The sequence below is a fragment of the Sandaracinaceae bacterium genome, from assembly GCA_020633055.1.
In the GTDB taxonomy this organism is placed as follows: domain Bacteria; phylum Myxococcota_A; class Polyangia; order Polyangiales; family Houyiibacteriaceae; genus JADJJE01.
In genome coordinates this window covers 691480-707308 of the sequence record JACKEJ010000008.1, presented here as the reverse complement: position 1 = coordinate 707308, position 15829 = coordinate 691480, and the positions used below count along the sequence as shown (strand labels likewise).

General features: G+C 70.4%; 11 protein-coding genes and 1 tRNA gene. 7 read left to right on the top strand and 5 right to left on the bottom strand.

What is annotated here, in order from left to right; all coding sequences use genetic code 11:
• Nucleotides 1–68: 68 nt before the first annotated feature.
• Nucleotides 69–1151, top strand: coding sequence for a 3-phosphoserine/phosphohydroxythreonine transaminase (gene serC, locus H6726_19715; protein MCB9659886.1), 1083 nt, complete (start codon nt 69–71; stop codon nt 1149–1151).
• A gap of 137 nt (nt 1152–1288) precedes the next feature.
• On the opposite strand, the gene H6726_19710 is transcribed toward serC, so the two are convergent.
• From H6726_19710 to bioF, 4 genes are all read right to left on the bottom strand, one after another.
• Complete coding sequence (locus H6726_19710; GenBank protein ID MCB9659885.1) at nt 1289–2665, bottom strand: SRPBCC family protein; 1377 nt, start codon at nt 2663–2665, stop codon at nt 1289–1291.
• An 83-nt stretch (nt 2666–2748) separates the two neighbouring features.
• A tRNA-Ala gene (locus H6726_19705) sits at nt 2749–2824 on the bottom strand.
• A 403-nt stretch (nt 2825–3227) separates the two neighbouring features.
• A complete protein-coding gene (gene bioD / locus H6726_19700) occupies nt 3228–3902 on the bottom strand; it encodes a dethiobiotin synthase (protein ID MCB9659884.1) in 675 nt (224 codons plus the stop codon).
• Nucleotides 3899–5056, bottom strand: coding sequence for an 8-amino-7-oxononanoate synthase (gene bioF, locus H6726_19695; GenBank protein ID MCB9659883.1), 1158 nt, complete (start codon nt 5054–5056; stop codon nt 3899–3901). Before bioF ends, bioD begins: the two co-directional genes overlap by 4 nt.
• 149 nt (nt 5057–5205) lie before the next feature.
• On the opposite strand from bioF, the gene H6726_19690 reads away from it, so the two are divergent.
• The 3 genes from H6726_19690 (at nt 5206) to H6726_19680 (ending at nt 8649) form a co-directional block, all read left to right on the top strand.
• Nucleotides 5206–6114, top strand: a complete 909-nt coding sequence (locus tag H6726_19690; protein MCB9659882.1) for a J domain-containing protein — start codon at nt 5206–5208, stop codon at nt 6112–6114.
• A gap of 742 nt (nt 6115–6856) precedes the next feature.
• Nucleotides 6857–7747 (top strand): di-trans,poly-cis-decaprenylcistransferase, encoded by an 891-nt coding sequence (gene uppS / locus H6726_19685; GenBank protein ID MCB9659881.1) that lies wholly within the window; start codon nt 6857–6859, stop codon nt 7745–7747.
• Entirely contained in the window at nt 7744–8649 is a 906-nt protein-coding gene (locus tag H6726_19680) for a phosphatidate cytidylyltransferase (protein ID MCB9659880.1), read from the top strand. The genes uppS and H6726_19680 overlap by 4 nt, the downstream gene beginning before the upstream one ends.
• Nucleotides 8650–8757: 108 nt before the next feature.
• On the opposite strand, the gene H6726_19675 is transcribed toward H6726_19680, so the two are convergent.
• Nucleotides 8758–9336, bottom strand: coding sequence for an FABP family protein (locus H6726_19675; protein ID MCB9659879.1), 579 nt, complete (start codon nt 9334–9336; stop codon nt 8758–8760).
• A gap of 199 nt (nt 9337–9535) precedes the next feature.
• On the opposite strand from H6726_19675, the gene H6726_19670 reads away from it, so the two are divergent.
• From H6726_19670 to H6726_19660, 3 genes are read left to right on the top strand one after another with little or no spacing between them, the layout of a single operon-like run.
• Nucleotides 9536–10504: a hypothetical protein gene (locus tag H6726_19670; protein ID MCB9659878.1), complete on the top strand. Its 969-nt coding sequence runs from the start codon at nt 9536–9538 to the stop codon at nt 10502–10504.
• Nucleotides 10501–12441: a hypothetical protein gene (locus tag H6726_19665; protein ID MCB9659877.1), complete on the top strand. Its 1941-nt coding sequence runs from the start codon at nt 10501–10503 to the stop codon at nt 12439–12441. Before H6726_19670 ends, H6726_19665 begins: the two co-directional genes overlap by 4 nt.
• A gap of 7 nt (nt 12442–12448) precedes the next feature.
• A complete protein-coding gene (locus H6726_19660) occupies nt 12449–15829 on the top strand; it encodes an error-prone DNA polymerase (protein MCB9659876.1) in 3381 nt (1126 codons plus the stop codon).

Below are 15829 nucleotides of genomic sequence, written 5' to 3'. Positions count from 1 at the left end.
GGTTGCGTAGCTGATTCATCGTTGCGGCGTCTTGCATGCGCAGCCGCGCGCGGTACCTTCCGGCCCCTATGAGCCGAGTCGTCAATTTCAACGCAGGTCCCGCGACCCTCCCCCTCTCCGCCCTCGAGCACACCCGCGACGAGCTCCTCGACTTCGAGGGCACGGGCATGTCCATCCTCGAGCACTCGCACCGCGGCGGCGCGTACATGCGCGTGCACGAGGAGTGCAAGGTGCTGCTGCGTGAGCTGCTCGCCATCCCGGACACGCACGAGGTCATCTTCATGGGCGGCGGCGCCAGCACGCAGTTCGCGCTCATCCCGATGAACCTGGCGGGCGGCGGCTCGGCGGACTACGTCGACACCGGCACCTGGTCGGCGGGCGCGATGGCGGAGGCCAACGTGGTGGCCACGGGGCGTCTGGCGGGCACGGGCAAGGAGGGCGACAAGTACGTCCGCGTGCCGAAGCAGGCCGACCTCGACCTCGACCCCAACGCGGCCTACGTGCACATCACGTCGAACAACACCGTGATGGGCAGCCAGTACCACACGTACCCGGACACGGGCAGCGTGCCGCTCGTCGCCGATATGTCGAGCGACATCCTCTGGCGCCCCACGGACGTCAGCAAGTTCGGCCTCATCTATGCGGGTGCACAGAAGAACCTGGGTCCCGCTGGCGTGACGGTGGTCATCGTCCGCAAGGATCTGGCGGCCAAGTCGCCCAAGTCCATCCCCAAGATCTTCCGCTACAGCACCATGGTCGACAAGGACTCCATGGCGAACACGGTGCCGACGTTCCCGGTCTACATGGTCCGCAACGTGCTCCGCTGGGTGAAGGCGCAGGGCGGGGCAGCGGCGATGGAGACGCGCAACCTGGCCAAGGCCAAGATGCTGTACGACATCCTCGACGCGAACGACTTCTACAAGCTCACCATCGAGAAGGACTCGCGCTCGGTCATGAACCCCGTGTTCAACCTGCCGACCGAGACGCTCGAGAAGAAGCTCGTGGCGGACGCGGGCGCGGCCGGGTTCGCCGGCATCAAGGGGCATCGCTCCGTCGGCGGTCTGCGCATCAGCATGTACAACGCGATGGAGCCCGAGAACGTCGCCAAGTTCTGCGAGTTCCTCACGGGCTGGACGAAGCAGAACAGCTGAGCTGTCCGAGTGCGTGTGAGCAGGGGCCCGCGGCGTATGTCGGCGGGCCTCTCGCATTCCGTCCCGTGGCCCGTGCGGCGAGGCTCGTGGAAGGGGCCTTGGAGTCGACGAGCGCGCGCTGGTGGTGGCGCGGTTGGTCAGCGCTGTGCGGCGGCGTCCTCGGACAGGCGCGCGACGTGGCGCAGCACGCGGAGGTGGATGCGGTGGACGATGTCGTCCGCCCACAGCTTCCAGTATGCCGTGGGCATCATGTCGAGCTGGTAGTAGGTGCGTCCCCGCAGACGTGTGTGTCCATCGTGGGTGCGCTCCAGGAGGAAGCGCCCCGCCGTGGTGCGGAAGTAGCCATCGAGGTGTCTCGGGCGGATGTCGTAGGGGGACATCTCGCGCATCGGGTCCGGCATGTCCTCGACGCCGAAGGCCAGCTCACGCGGGGGATCCCACACCTCGATGGGTTCGATGAACTCGCCCGTCGTGAACTCGCAGCGGCGGATCGCGCCGACGCCGCTGCCTTCGATCCGCGCGCCAGTGGGTGCCGCCACGCCGACACGAAAGATCCAGTCTTCGATCGGCGGGAGCTCCGGGAATGCGACGACGTGCTCCCAGACAACCTCTGGCGGTGCGGCGACTTCGACGACGGTCTCCACCATGTAGGTCTCGGATGGTGGCGGCGCGATGCCCTCGGCGACGAGCAGCATCGGCAGCAACAGGGAGGGCGCTGCCCAGCGACCGTTGGCGTCGCGGATCTGGCTACGCAACGCGAATGCGATCTGGTGGCCCACCAGGGTGGTCGTGGCGGCCAGCGGCCAGACCATCATGAGGCAGATGAGCCCTTCGAGCGCAAAGGCGAGCAGCACGACGAAGCTGACCATCAGCGCCGCGATGGACGCCCCGAGTGAGTACGCGCGGCCGCGGTGTGCACGAACGCCGTGCAGCTGGTCGAAGAGCATGGTGGTCGCGAAGCCGGAGAAGAGCGGTGCGCCGATGAAGAGGGGCGCACCGTAGTTGCCCAACAGGCCGACCGATGCGCCGAGCGAGCCGAGGGTGATCGTGGCCCCCGCCAGCGTGCTGAGCGCCAGCGCTGCGCCGGCGCTCATTCGCGGCGGCCCGTCGGGGGATGGGGGTGGCGCAGGGGTGGCGTCCGTGCCCGCGACCGCGTCAGCGGTCGTTTGGCTGGCGGTGGGCAGGACGGAGAGCGCCAGGAAGAAGAGCAGGTTCGCGAAGGGGACGACGAAGAGCAGCACCATCCAAGCCGGCGCGCCTGCGTCCCGCAGGCGGCGCGCCGAGAGCCACATGCCCACCGCGAGAAAGGGGATGGCCGAGGCCCAGAGGGCCGCGTAGTACCGGAGGTTGTCTCCAGGGTGGAACAAGGGCGCGTCGACCGGGCTGACGTAGTAGAGGGGGCTCCAGGTCTGACCGAACGCGGCGGATACGGCGTAGTCGAGGGCCACCTTGGCGACGGCGAGGAGCACGCCGGCCAGGACGAACGGCTTCTGTGGGAGGGGCGCGCTGTTCATCACCCGAGGCTACGCCCCGTGGGGTGGGAGCCGACAAAAAAGAAACGCCAGCGGAGCGCTGGCGTTTCGTGTCGGACCTTGGGTGGTGGAGCTAATCGGGATCGAACCGATGACCTCTTGAGTGCGATTCAAGCGCTCTCCCAGCTGAGCTATAGCCCCAGGGATGACCTCGCCCGTGAGCGAGAGGCGAGACTTTACATACGCTTGGGGGAGGTGCAAGGCCCGATGAGCGAAATCATCGCCCACGCGGGGTCAGCTCCCGAGGGGCCGGTCGCGCAGGCGCTCCCTGCGGGGCCCCCGGAGAAAGCTGCACTGCGTTTGCTTTCTCGGTCCCCCCAACCCCCTCGGGAGCTGACCCCGCGTGGGCTACTGGGCTCGACTGTGTCCGGGGTGGAGGGGGTGCGGTGGGGGCGTGGGGGGGGCGGGAGTTGATCCTGAAGTTCGCGGGCTCGCGGCTCGCAGGCTCGCACGCTTGCGGCTCGCAGGCTCGCGGCTCGCAGGCTCGCGGCTCGCAGGCTCGCGGCTCGCAGACTCGCCTGGGTGACCCGGTCATCCTGCAGTATCATTGGAGATACATGTTCCGAACGAGCAGGCTGGCTAGCTCCGTGGCCGCGATGGCCAGCGCGTCGTCGTCGTTGGGGGCGCTGGGGAAGCGGACGACGGGGGTGGGGAGCAGGGCGCGGAGGGCCTGGAGGTTGTCGTCTTGGGAGGTGTCGGCCGGGCCGTGCTCGGTCAGGACGACGGCGGCGATGGACAGCTGGCGGTGGGCGAGGGCTTCGTGGGCGCAGCAGACGTGGCTGATGACGCCGAGGCCGTTGCGAGCCACGAGCAGGGATGGGATGCGGAGCGCCGCGATGAGGTCGGCGATGGTGCGCTTTGCGTCGAGGGGCACGAGGACGCCGCCCGCTCCTTCCACCAGCATGATGTCGCAGACGACCTGGTCGAGGCTGGTGATCAGGCTGCTGGTGGGGGGCACGGGGGGCTCTCCGCGCATGGTTGCGCTGAACGGCGAGAGGGGTGCGCAGGCGCGGTAGAAGCCGGGCAGGTCGGCGAGCTCGGGGCGACCGCAGGCGTGTGCGAGCGCCTGGGCGTCGACAGGCGTGGGGTCGACCCCGGTCTCCAGCGGCTTCAGTGCGGCGACGTCCACTCCGCGTCGCCGCAGGTGGCGGGCGAGGCCGCGGGTGACGAAGGTCTTGCCTTCGTTGGTGCCCGTCCCGGTGACGAAGAAGCCCTTCACGCGGTGCACTCCGAGAGGGCCGTCATGAGGGCGTCCAGCTGGTCGTCCGTGTGGGCCGCGGTCGGCACGATGCGCAGGCGCGCGGTTCCGGGCGGGACCGTGGGAGGGCGGATGGCGGGGACGAAGATGCCGCGCTCGAGCAGTGCTGCGGCCACCGTGAGCGCACTGGCCTCGGTGCCGAGGAGCAGCGGCACGATGGGGGTGGCCAGCATGGGGACGTCATGACCGGCCGCGCGGAGGTGTTCGCGGAGACGCTGGCTGTGGCGCTGCAGGCGGGCGCGCTCGGCGTCGGCGCCATGGAGCAGGGGGACGGCGGCGACGACCTGCGCGGCCAGGCTGGGCTGGGGCCCGGTGGAGAAGACGAAGCTGCGCGCTCGGTTGTACAGCCAGTCCACGGTGTCACGGTCGCTCGCGGCGAACGCACCCGCCAGGCCGAACGCCTTGCCGAGCGTGCCGATCAACACGTCGGGTCGCACCCCCGCTGCTGCGCAGGCGCCGCGACCGGCGGGGCCTAGGACACCCACGGAGTGTGCCTCGTCCACGTACAGGTGCGCTTCGAACTCGTCCGCCAGGACACGCAGGGCGGCGAGGGGGGCGAGGTCTCCGTCCATGCTGAACAGGGCGTCGGTGACGATGAAGGCACGGCGCGCGCTCTGCCGGGTCGCCCGCAGCAGGTCGCGGAGGTGGTCGAGGTCCGTGTGGCGGTAACGTTCGACACGGGCGCGGCTCAAGCGGCAGCCATCGATCAGGCTCGCGTGGTTCAAGGCGTCCGAGTAGATCACGTCGCCTGCTTCGGCGAGCGCCTGGAGGCTCCCCACGTTGGCCGCGTAGCCCGTCGAGAACAGGCGCGCTGCGGGTAGGGCGACGTAGTCGGCGAGGGCGGTCTCCGCGGCTTCGTGGGCTGCCATGTTGCCCGAGATGAGGCGGCTGGCGCCTGCACCCACGCCGGTCTCCTGCATCGCTCGCACGCCGGCTGCGATCAGCTGCGGGTGGTTGGCGAAGCCGAGGTAGTTGTTGCTCGAGAAGCACAGCAGGGGGCGCTGGGCGATCTGGAGAGTGGCCTGCTGGGGGCCATCGACGACGCGTGGTCGACGCAAGAGACCACGGGTTTCGAGGTCGGCTAGGCGCCGCCGGGAGTCATCCTGCAGGGACATGAGGGGTGTTGTGCGGGGGCCTCGTCGGGAGGTCAAGGATCGGAGGGCCGAGGGGCGAGGGGTGGCGTTCGACCACCGCGGCGACGTGCCGCGAGGCGCCGCGCGGCCGCTTGTGTTGTGGAGAGGGCGACTTAGGCTGTGGCCAAGTCATGGCAAAGAACTACTACGACGTGCTCGGCGTTGCCCGGGACGCTGGCAGCTCCGAGATCAAGAAGGCGTTTCGGAAGCTGGCGAAGAAGTACCACCCTGACCACAACCCCGACGATCCGCGTGCGGAGGAGCGCTTCAAGCAGGTCTCGCAGGCCTACGAGGTCCTAGGGGACGAGGAGAAGCGGAAGCTCTACGACCAGTACGGAGAGGATGGGCTGCGCGAGGGGTTCGACCCCCGCCGCCACGGTGCGGAGGCCTTCGCAGGCTTCGACTTCGGCGACCTGTTCGGGGCGGCTGCGCGTGGTGGGCGACGGCGCGGCGCGCGCGTCGAGGACTTCGGTGACTTCTTCGGTCAGCACCGCGCACCTCGCGGACGGGACGTGACGGGTTCGGTCGAGATCGGCTTCGTCGAGGCGCTCCAGGGCTGTGAGCGGGAGCTGTCCATGACCGACTCGGGCGGCAACGTGCGGGGCGTGAAGGTGAAGATCCCTGCGGGTGTCGTGGATGGGGCCAAGATCCGACTGCGAGGGCAGGGGCAAGCGGGCGCGGGTGGCGCGGGTGACTTGATGCTCGAGGTCGCTGTGGCCAAGCATCCCTTGTACTGGCGAGAGGGAGCGCAGCTGCACGTGAGGGTACCCGTGACGCCGCTGGAGGCCTACCGCGGGGCGAAGGTGAGCGTGCCGACGCTCGAGGGGGACGTCCGGGTGGGTGTGCCCGCCGGGAGCCAGACGGGTCGCAAGCTGCGAGTCCGGGGGAAGGGTGTTCCGGGGAAGGAAGGTCACGGGGATCTCATCGTTCACGTCGAGGTGCGGATGCCTGCAGGGCAGTCTCCTGAGCTGGAGGCAGCCCTCGAGACGGTGGAGGCCGCATTCGAGAGCGACGTACGCGCGGGGCTCGTCCTCGAGTAGAGGTTTCACGTGAAACGTCTCGGGTGCGTCATGGCGGGTGACATGACGAGGTTTCACGTGAAACGCCTTGGTGCGCCTGGCCGCAGTCCTGCGCTGGCGGTCGTCCGCTGACCGCCGCAGCCAGCCTGGTGTACAGACTGTTCGCTCCCACCGCGTGGGGCGGTCGTGTGACGAGGCGAGGGCGCACAGTGCGAGACCACCACGGCGGCATCCCCGCTTCACGTGCGAGACCCGCGCCGACTTCCATGTCCTGAGGTCCGCTGGGGGCGGGACCGGTCGCCCACGCCATGCGCGCACATGACTCGAGCGGCTTCTCTCCTCCCTGGACGTGCGCGGTCGAGACCTCCGCCGTCCAAACCCGAAGGCCTCCCCATGCGGGCCAGCGCCCGTCTCGACATTGCCCTAGGCGGACGTCGAGCGCCCCTGTCATCGTCACCCGCCCGCAAGATCCTCGCGCGTCATCGCCGACCGGGCGCGACGGGGGCCGTACGGCTCCGGCCACAGGGACGCGTCCAGCAGCAAGTGGCCCGTGTGTGGGTCCGCGTCCTCGCATCCGCTTCGCACCGACCACGTCAACTCGGTCCAACCACCTGCCATGCCCTGGACGCAGACCTGCGATCGCGTCCCCGCCTTCGTAGACGTGGCCAACCGATCCGGTGCGTGCGGCCGAGTTTCACGTGAAACCACCCACACCGGCCCCGAGATCACGCGCCATCACCGGGGTCACGTGCTTGAAGGAGGAATGCCCCCGTGTTACGTGTCGTTCCTTCGCCCACAGCGTGTCGATCCGGTCGCGCTGTACCTTGGATACCCCGTGACCGCCCCTCCCGACGCCCCACCTCAGCACGTCGCCATCATCATGGATGGCAACGGACGCTGGGCGTCCAGTCGCGGTCGGCTCCGCACTGCTGGGCACCACCAGGGCAGCCACACCGTGCGCGACATCGTCCGCGAGTGCCGCCGCAGCGGGGTGTCCGCCCTCACGCTCTACGCCTTCAGCGAGCAGAACTGGGAGCGTCCGAGCCATGAGGTCAGCGCCCTCATGGAGCTCCTCATCGAGTACCTGGTGTCCGAGCGGACCGAGCTCATGGACAACCAGATTCGCCTGCGCGCCATAGGCCGCTTGAACAAGCTCCCCGCGCGTGTGCTCACCGTGCTCCACGCGCTCGAGCGCGACACCGCCCACCTCCACGGCATGACCCTCACGCTCGCCCTCTCCTACGGGGGCCAGGAGGAGCTGGCGGACACGGCAGCGGCCATCGCGCAGGACGTCGCGGCGGGTCGTCTGGCGCCGTCCGACGTGACGCAGCAGCTGCTGGAGTCGCGCCTGCCGTCCGCCGAGGTCGGGCCAGTCGACCTGTTGATCCGCACGGGCGGGGACCAGCGCATCAGCAACTTCCTGCTCTGGGGCGTGGCCTACGCCGAGCTCTTCTTCACCCCCAAGCTGTGGCCCGAGTTCGACCTGGCTGAGCTGCACGAGGCGTTTGCGTCATTCCGTTCACGCGAGCGCCGCTTCGGCCGCGTCCTCGACGCGGCGCTGGAGCCGACCGACGCCAATGGCCCGACCACAGAGCCAGCCGCTCCCACGATCCAGCCCCAAGAGGGCAAGCACCCCGCTCCCGAGGCCCCATGACCACAGGCGGAGACGACGCCACGCCGAGCAGCCCTTCTGACGCCGCGGCGAGCGACTCCGTGTCCGCCTCCGAAGCAGGCAACGCCAAGGGCAAGCTAGGCAGCACCGCGCTGCGCTTCGCCTCCGCCCTGCCGCTCATCCCCGTCATCTTGTGGCTCCTGTTCTACGGGCCGCGCTGGGGCTTTCACGCGTTCGCGTTCCTCGCCATCGCCATCGTGGCGCGTGAGCTGATGGCCATGACGATGCCCGGCCAGACCGTCCTGATAGGCATCGGCACGCTCGCGACCCTGGGCTTCGCGGCGACCGTGGTGTTCGCCCCCGCCTACCTCTTCCCGGCCGTCCTTGGTCTCGGCATGGTGGCGCTCGTGGCGAGCCTGTTGCGGCCCGAGCCCATCGAGACGGCGGGCGCCCGCACGGGCTGGCTGTTCGGCGGGCCCATCTACATTGGCGGACTGCTGGTCACGGTCGACCTCCTGCACGGTCTGCCGTTCGGAGCACGCTGGGTGGTGTTGGCGATGATGCTGGCGTTCCTGTCGGACACCGCGGCGTACTTCGCGGGCCGGGCCTTCGGGAAACACAAGCTCTACGAGAAGCTCTCGCCCAAGAAGACCATCGAGGGATCGCTCGGTGGCCTGGTGGGCGCGGTGGGCGGCGCGTTCTTCGCGCTCTACGTGATGAAGCTGCCCATCCCCGTGCCCCACGCCGTCGCGCTGGGCGTGGTGGCCGGCGGGCTCGGCCAGGCGGGTGACCTGCTGGAGTCGCTGCTCAAGCGCAGCGCTGGTGTGAAGGACTCGGGCAACATCCTGCCGGGTCACGGCGGGCTGCTGGACCGTGTAGATGCCCTGATGTTCACGGCGGCGACCACGTGGGCCTACGCCGTGTACGTGCTGGACGCGCGCTGACGCGGGGTCCCTCGCGCCAGCCCGAGCGCGGTCCCGCAGACCCTCGGATGGGGCTGGCAACCCCGCGCACAGCGCGCGCTCGCGATGGAGGACGGCGGCCGCGTCAGGTCAGCCGACGCGCTTCAGGTGATTGCGGTCCGTGTGGTGGAAGATGTCCGGCTGCCCTTTGATCTGCAGCTGGGTATCCTCCTCGTAGCTGAACGTACCATCGTCATGCACCGTGACCGTCAGGTCGTAGCGCACGGTCTTGAACTCCTCCTCGAGGAAGAGGTTCGAGCAGATGCCGTAGGTGCCCGAACCGGCGACGGCGCTGAGGCTGAAGGTCTTCGCGTCGGGCTCGACGGTGCCACCCGCCTGCACCGTGACACCGCGCGGCACGATGAACGAACGCAGGACCTGCTTGTTGGCCGCGTCCCACAGCCAGTATCCCACCTCTTCGTGGAAGCTGTCGTCCGAGCCGTGGCGCCACGCCATGGTCGAGTAGCGCAGGCCGTACAGCACCTGCTCGTGGTTGTCGACGCGCCCGATGGGCTCGAGCACCAGGCGCTCGCGGTACTTGCTCACCGCCAGCTGGTCACGCTCGGGCTCCTTGGGAGCCTCGTCGACGCCCGTGCCCCCCTCCCAGACGCCCACGAGGGCAGCCAAAGGTCCGAGCAGACGCACATTCTCGTGATTCGGGTCGATCATGCGGGCGTTGTCGCATGCCTCCCGGGCCTCGTCACAAGAATGTCTCACCCCTGCGGTATGCCTCGCACATGGCTGATCCTATGTTCAGAACGAGCCCGGCCGATAACACCCTCGTCACTCGCTCGTCGTCATCCGATCCATCCAATGGTGGGACCAGCCTTGATTCTGTTCACCCGTTCAGTACACTGGAGATGACACCATGGATCTCGCTCTGACCCATGACCACGTCCCCGCGGATCACGGCTCCGCGGAGAGCGCGCTTCGGCGCAACCCGGAGCATCCGTCCGCGCAGCTCGGCCTGCCCGGCGTCGCGGAGGAGTCCACTCCCCCCCCTTCTTCCCACACGAGCCACCATGCCTGGCAGGGTGATGCCCTCGCGGGTCGCATCGTCGAGCTCTCCGGTTCCACGGGTCGCACCAGCACCGCCGTCAGCATGGTGCTCGCGAAGCAACGCGAGGGTGAATCGGTGGTCTGGATCGAGCCCACTGACGGGCCGCTCTATCCGCCAGACCTCGTCGCGGCGGGTGTGGACCTGGACGCGCTCGTCATCGTGCGCGTGCCCACCAAGGAGGGTCCCGAGGGCCTCTGCCGCGTGGCGGAGTGGCTCGTGCGCTCGGGGGGCTTCGGCCTGGTCATCATGGACCTCGTGGGGCGCGTGCCCGCCGCGCACAACCCATGGCAGACGCGCCTCTCCGGGCTCCTGCGCAAGCACGACGCGCAGCTCTGCGTGCTGAGCGACTCCCAGGCCCGCGCCCCCTCGCTGGGTGCCATGGTGGCGTTGCGTCTCGAGCCTCGGCGCGAGCGCACCCCCGACGGGGCGTTCGTGCTGTCCCAGCGCGTGCTCAAGAACAAGCTGGGCACGCTGCAGGGCCCCGCGTCCGAGCGCCGACGCGCGCCCGCTGGTCTCGAGGCGCTGCCTGCGTTGCCCGTGCTCGAGGGGTCAGCGCAAGACGTGCAGCTGTCGCTCTTCGATACCGAGACCGCTAGCATGCCCACGCCGGCCGAGGCGGTCGCGCAGCTGTCTTTGGCGTTGCCGGGTGCGGTCGTCACCTCGCTCGCCTCGCGTCGCTCGGTGGTACCGCCGCCGGTCGTGGTGCGCCCCAAGCTCGCCGCCAAGCGCGTCAGCACAGCTGGGGACAGCGACGGAGACCCCGAGGATCGTCCATGACGCAGCGCGTGGCGAAGCCCCCGCGCGCACCAGGCTCGGAGGCCGAGCGTGTGGCGCTCGTGAAGCTGCCCGACCTCCCGCTCCAGATCCTGCTGCAGGATCGGCCCGAATTTTGCGGCCGGCCCACGGCCGTCGTCGCGGGCGAGGGGCCGGAGGCGCGCGTGACCTACCTCAACCGCGCAGCCATCGCTGCGGGCCTGCGCCTCGGCCTGACGCACGCTGCCGCGCGGGACCGTCTGCCTGGCCTGCACACCGGGGTCGTCTCAGCCGAGCGGGTCACCGCGCTCGAGGCCGAGCTGGCCAGTGGTCTGCAGATGCTCTCGCCCAAGGTCGAGCCTTGCACCCACTTCCCGAGCACCTTCTTCCTGGACCCCAACGGCATGGAAAAGCTGTACGGCGGGGTCGACGCCTGGGCTCGTGCCACGCACGCGTTCCTGAAGGGGCGCGGTCTGTTCGGGGCCACCTGGGTGGGCTTCCATCGCTACCGTCTGTACGCCGCGGCGGGTTCGCAGCTCAGCTGTCGCGTGTTGAGCAGCCCCGCTGAAGAGCAGCTGCTCGCCAACGGCGCCGATCTGCGCACGCTGGGGCTTCCCGCCGAGCTGTGCGACGACCTCGCCATGCTGGAGGTGCATGGCCTGGGGGACCTGCTCGCGCTCCCGGCGGCCGAGTTCGGAGGTCGCTTCGGGCCCGACGCCGCACGCGTCCGCTCGCTCTTCGCAGATGACACCCAGCTGCCCTTGCAACCCCTGGGCTTCGAGGAGCCCACCGAGGCGCGCTTCGAGGTGACCCCACCCGACGCGGACGTCCACCGTCTGCTGTTCGGCATCAAGGCGGCGCTGCACCCGCTGCTCATGGGCCTGCGCGAGAGAGGGGAGCACATCCGCGCGCTGCACCTGCGCTTCGAACTGGACGCTCCGCAGGGGCACACCCGTATCACGGAAGAGATGCTCGAGCCCGCTGCCCCCACGGGCGACCTGCTGGTCCTGGTGGAGCTCATCCGGCTGCGCCTCGGGCAGCTCGCTCTGCCCCACCCCGTGGAGTCGGTCGTCCTGCGCGCCGACACCGAGCGCGCCCACGCCGAGCCGCTGGTGCTCCCCGGCCTGCGCCCCAAGCGAGACGCCCACGCCGCGGCGCGCGCCTTGGCCCGCGTGCGCGCTGCCTACGGTCCACGCTCGGTGGTCCGCGCACGTGTGCGTGAAGCCCACCTGCCCGAGGCGCGCTTCGTGTGGGTGCCCACCCTCGAGCCCCCGACCCCAGCGGCCTCCTACGTGGAGCACAACGCGAGCGGGCTGTTCGCGCGTCGCCCGGCCTACGAGCCCATCGCGTCAGCACCAACGGCGCCCGTCCTCGCCTCACCCAAGTCCGCGAGCCCCACCCGCCCTGTCTCCCGCACGGGCGACATGACGCATGCGGCGGACGCGCACCCCAACCCCGAGCCCCAAGCAGAGCACACGGGTCCGGATGGCGTGCTCGACTTCGACGAGCGTGCGTCCGAGCCTGGCGTCCCCGAGGCCGAGTCTCTCGCAGGCGTGCTGGTGCGGCGCGTCCTCCGGCGGCCCCTCCCGCTGCGCACCCAACCCACGCGCCCGACCCTCGTGCCGGGGTCCGCACCGGCCCCTGGGCGCGCCCCCGCTACGTCCGTCACATCGATCACGGGGGCTGCACCCGCTGCTGGGCGCGCCCCCGCCGCGTCCATCACCCCCGTCGCCGCGACGAGCAAGGCCGCGGCCCCCGAGCGCTCGGCCGTGGGCGTGCCCGAGGGCCCCGAGGGCGAGCGCGTGCAGCGCATGTACGGGCCCTACCGCGTGAGCGGAGGTTGGTGGAAGCGCACCGTCGAGCGCGACTACTACTACGCCGAGACCGACGCTGGCGGGCTGCTGTGGGTCTACTGGGATCGCCCGCGTGCCGCGTGGTTCCTGCACGGCACCGTCGACTGAGGCGCGCATGGTGGCCGTGCCCACGTCCTCGACTGCCCTTGCGCCTCGGCGGGGCTCGCGCGGAGCCACCTACGTGCCCCTGTGGGTCAAGAGCCACTACAGCTTCCTGGAGGGCGCCAGCAGCGCCACCGAGCTGGTCGAGCAAGCGCACGCGCTGGGTCTCGACGCGCTCGCCATGACCGACCGCGACGGGGTCTACGGCCTCGTCAAGGCGCACTTCGCCGCGCGCGACCGGGGCATGCGCCTGCTCGCGGGGGCCGAGCTCACCGTCGCGTGTCCTCGGCCCTCTCCGGGTTCTGTTGGTGGTCCCACGCGTGTCGCGGCGGGGCTCGTGACGAGGGTTCCCGCCCACGTGCCGAGGGCTCCGACGGACGTCGCGGGGGGCACCCGTGTCGCGGGTGATGCGCACGGACCCTGGTCACGCGTGGTCGCCCTCGCGCGCGACGGAACCGGCTACGCCCAGCTGTGTCGGCTCCTGAGCGTGGGTCAAGCCCGCGCCCCCAAGGGACAGAGCCAGCTGCACGTCCCCGAGCTGGCCGCGCTCACGCACTGCGATCTCTTGTGCGCAGACCCTGCGCTGCTGCCCGCGCTGCACGCCGTGCACGCGCACCTCTGGGCCTACTGCGTGCGCCACCTCGTCGCGCACGAGCGGGGCCACGAGCGAGCCTTGCGTCTGGCGGCTGGCGCGCTGGGTGTGCCTCTCGTGGGCGGCTTCGAGGTGCTCTACCACCACCCCGACCGCCGCCCTCTGCAAGACGTGGTCGCGTGCATCCGCGCGGGCGTCACCCTCGCCTCGGCGGGCACCGTCATCCGCGGCAACGCCGAGCACGCGCTGCTCGCTCCCGAGGTCGCCTACGCGCGCTTCGCCGACGCCCCGGAGCTGCTGCGTCGCAGCCTGCTCGTGGCCGAGCGCTGCGCGTTCACGCTGGATCAACTGGACTACCGCTACCCCGAGGAGTCCCGCCCCGACGGTGTCTCCAGTGAGAGCTGGCTGCGCACGCTCACCTACCGCGGCGCGGCCCGGCGCTATCCCGACGGCATCCCGGCCGACGTGCAGGCGCAGCTCGAGCGCGAGCTGAGCGTCATCGAGGACCTGCGCTACGGCGGCTACTTCCTCACCATGCACGAGATCGTCGACTACTGCCGGCGTGAGCGCATCCTCTGTCAGGGGCGCGGCAGCGCGGCCAACAGCGCAGTCTGCTTCTGCCTCGGCATCACGGCCGTGGACCCCGTGCGCATGGACCTGCTCTTCGAGCGCTTCCTCAGCCGCGAGCGCGCCGAGCCCCCCGACATCGACCTCGACATCGAGCACGAGCGCCGCGAGGAGGTCATCCAGCACGTCTACGAGAAGTACGGGCGGCGCCACGCGGCCATGGTCGCGAACGTGGTGCGCTACCGCACGCGCTCGGCCGTGCGCGAGGTGGGCAAGGTGCTGGGCATCCCGGCCACCGACATCGACGCCGTGGCGAAGCTCGTGCACTACCACGACAAGCTCGACGACCAACTGCTGGTGGAGGCCGGCCTGCCCCCCGACGCGGCCAGCACCCGCCAGCTGTGCGCGCTCACGCTCGCGCTGCAGGACACACCACGCCACCTGAGCGTGCACCCCGGCGGCTTCCTGCTGGGTCACCAGCCGGTCGACACGCTGGTGCCCGTCGAGCCGGCGACCATGCCCGGCCGCACCGTCATCCAGTGGGACAAGTACGATGTCGAGGCGCTCGGCCTGTTCAAGGTGGACCTGCTGGGCCTCGGCGCCCTCACCTGCCTGCGCATCGCCCTCGATCTCCTGCGCGCCCATCAGGGGCCTGCCCTCGAGCTGGCCACGCTGCCCGCCGAGGACCCCGCCACCTACGACATGGTCTCGCGCGGGGACACCCTCGGTGTGTTCCAGATCGAGAGCCGCGCGCAGATGGCCATGCTGCCGCGCCTCAAGCCGCGCTGCTTCTACGACCTGGTGATCGAGGTGGCCATCGTGCGCCCGGGGCCCATCCAAGGCGACATGGTGCACCCCTACCTGCGGCGCCGCTCCGGGCAGGAGGTGGTGCAGTACCCCCACCCCACGCTCGAGCGCGTGCTGGCCAAGACCCTGGGGGTGCCCATCTTCCAGGAGCAGGTCATGAAGCTGGCCGTGCTGGCCGCCGACTACACCCCGGGCGAGGCCGACCAGCTGCGGCGCGACATGGCCGCGTGGCGCAAGGAGGGGCGCATCGAGGCGCACCGCGAGCGCATGGTCCCGCGCATGGTGCAGAAGGGCATCAGCGAGGACTTCGCCGAGCGCGTGTTCGCGCAGATCCGCGGCTTCGGCGAGTACGGCTTCCCCGAGAGCCACGCCGCGAGCTTCGCGCTCTTGTCGTACGCCACGGCCTGGCTGCGCTGTCACCACCCAGCGGTGTTCCTGTGTGCGCTGCTCAACGCGCAGCCCATGGGCTTCTACCAGCCCGCCACGCTGGTGGACGACGCGCGGCGGCGCGGGGTGCCGGTGCTGCCGCTCTCGGTGCGCCACAGCGATTGGGACTGCACGCTCGAGGGGCCCATCGCGTCGCCGCTCGCGAACGCCTCTGCCGCAGACCTCGGGGCCACGCCCCAGCCGGCCTCGGCCTCCATGCCCGAGCTCGCCGCAGAGCCCACCGCAGAGCCCGGGGCCACGCCCAGCGCGGCGTCGCACCCCCCCGTGCGCATGGGCCTGCGCTACGTCACGGGCCTGGGCACACCCGAGCGCGAGCGCATCGAGCAGGCCCGGCGCGCGGCCCCCTTCACCGACCTCGACGACTTCGTGCGTCGCACCGCGCTGTCCACGCGTCAGCTGGTGCGCCTGGTCCAGGCGGGGGCTTTCGACGACTTCGGGGTGGAGCGCCGCGACGCCCTCTGGGCCGTGCGCGCCCTCGCCCGCTATCGCAACGACTCGCTCGCCCTGGCTTCCGCCTCGACGCAGCTGCACTTCGCGTCGCTGGACCCGAGCGAGCGCATCGTGTGGGACTACCGCGCCAGCCGTCACAGCACCGCTGGGCACCCCATCGAGCGCCTGCGCACGCACCTGGCGCGGCAGGGCATCCCCAGCGCGCGCGAGCTGGGCGCCCAGCCCCACGGACAGCGCGTGGACTACGTGGGCCTGGTCATCTGCCGCCAGCGCCCGGGCACGGCGTCGGGGGTGACGTTCTTCACGCTCGAGGACGAGACTGGCTTCGTCAACGCCGTGATGTACCCCGACGCGTTCGAGCGCCAACGCACGCTGGCGAAGACGTCCGTGCTGCTGGGTTTGTCGGGCGTGCTGCAGGTGGTGGACGGCGTCACGCACCTCTTGGTGCAGAAGCTCTTCGCGCCGCGCATGCCGGCGGAAGACGCGCGCCCGGTGCCCGAAGACCTGCCGCGCTCGCGTGACTTCCACTGA

What these genes read in the sequence shown, in the direction of transcription:
- H6726_19660 (MCB9659876.1), top strand. Translation starts at nt 12,449, where the DNA reads ATGGTGGCCGTGCCCACGTCCTCGACTGCCCTTGCGCCTCGGCGGGGC.
- H6726_19710 (MCB9659885.1), bottom strand. Translation starts at nt 2,665, where the DNA reads ATGAACAGCGCGCCCCTCCCACAGAAGCCGTTCGTCCTGGCCGGCGTG.
- H6726_19680 (MCB9659880.1), top strand. Translation starts at nt 7,744, where the DNA reads ATGACCACAGGCGGAGACGACGCCACGCCGAGCAGCCCTTCTGACGCC.
- serC (MCB9659886.1), top strand. Translation starts at nt 69, where the DNA reads ATGAGCCGAGTCGTCAATTTCAACGCAGGTCCCGCGACCCTCCCCCTC.
- H6726_19665 (MCB9659877.1), top strand. Translation starts at nt 10,501, where the DNA reads ATGACGCAGCGCGTGGCGAAGCCCCCGCGCGCACCAGGCTCGGAGGCC.
- uppS (MCB9659881.1), top strand. Translation starts at nt 6,857, where the DNA reads ATGCCCCCGTGTTACGTGTCGTTCCTTCGCCCACAGCGTGTCGATCCG.
- H6726_19675 (MCB9659879.1), bottom strand. Translation starts at nt 9,336, where the DNA reads ATGATCGACCCGAATCACGAGAATGTGCGTCTGCTCGGACCTTTGGCT.
- H6726_19690 (MCB9659882.1), top strand. Translation starts at nt 5,206, where the DNA reads ATGGCAAAGAACTACTACGACGTGCTCGGCGTTGCCCGGGACGCTGGC.
- H6726_19670 (MCB9659878.1), top strand. Translation starts at nt 9,536, where the DNA reads ATGGATCTCGCTCTGACCCATGACCACGTCCCCGCGGATCACGGCTCC.
- bioF (MCB9659883.1), bottom strand. Translation starts at nt 5,056, where the DNA reads ATGTCCCTGCAGGATGACTCCCGGCGGCGCCTAGCCGACCTCGAAACC.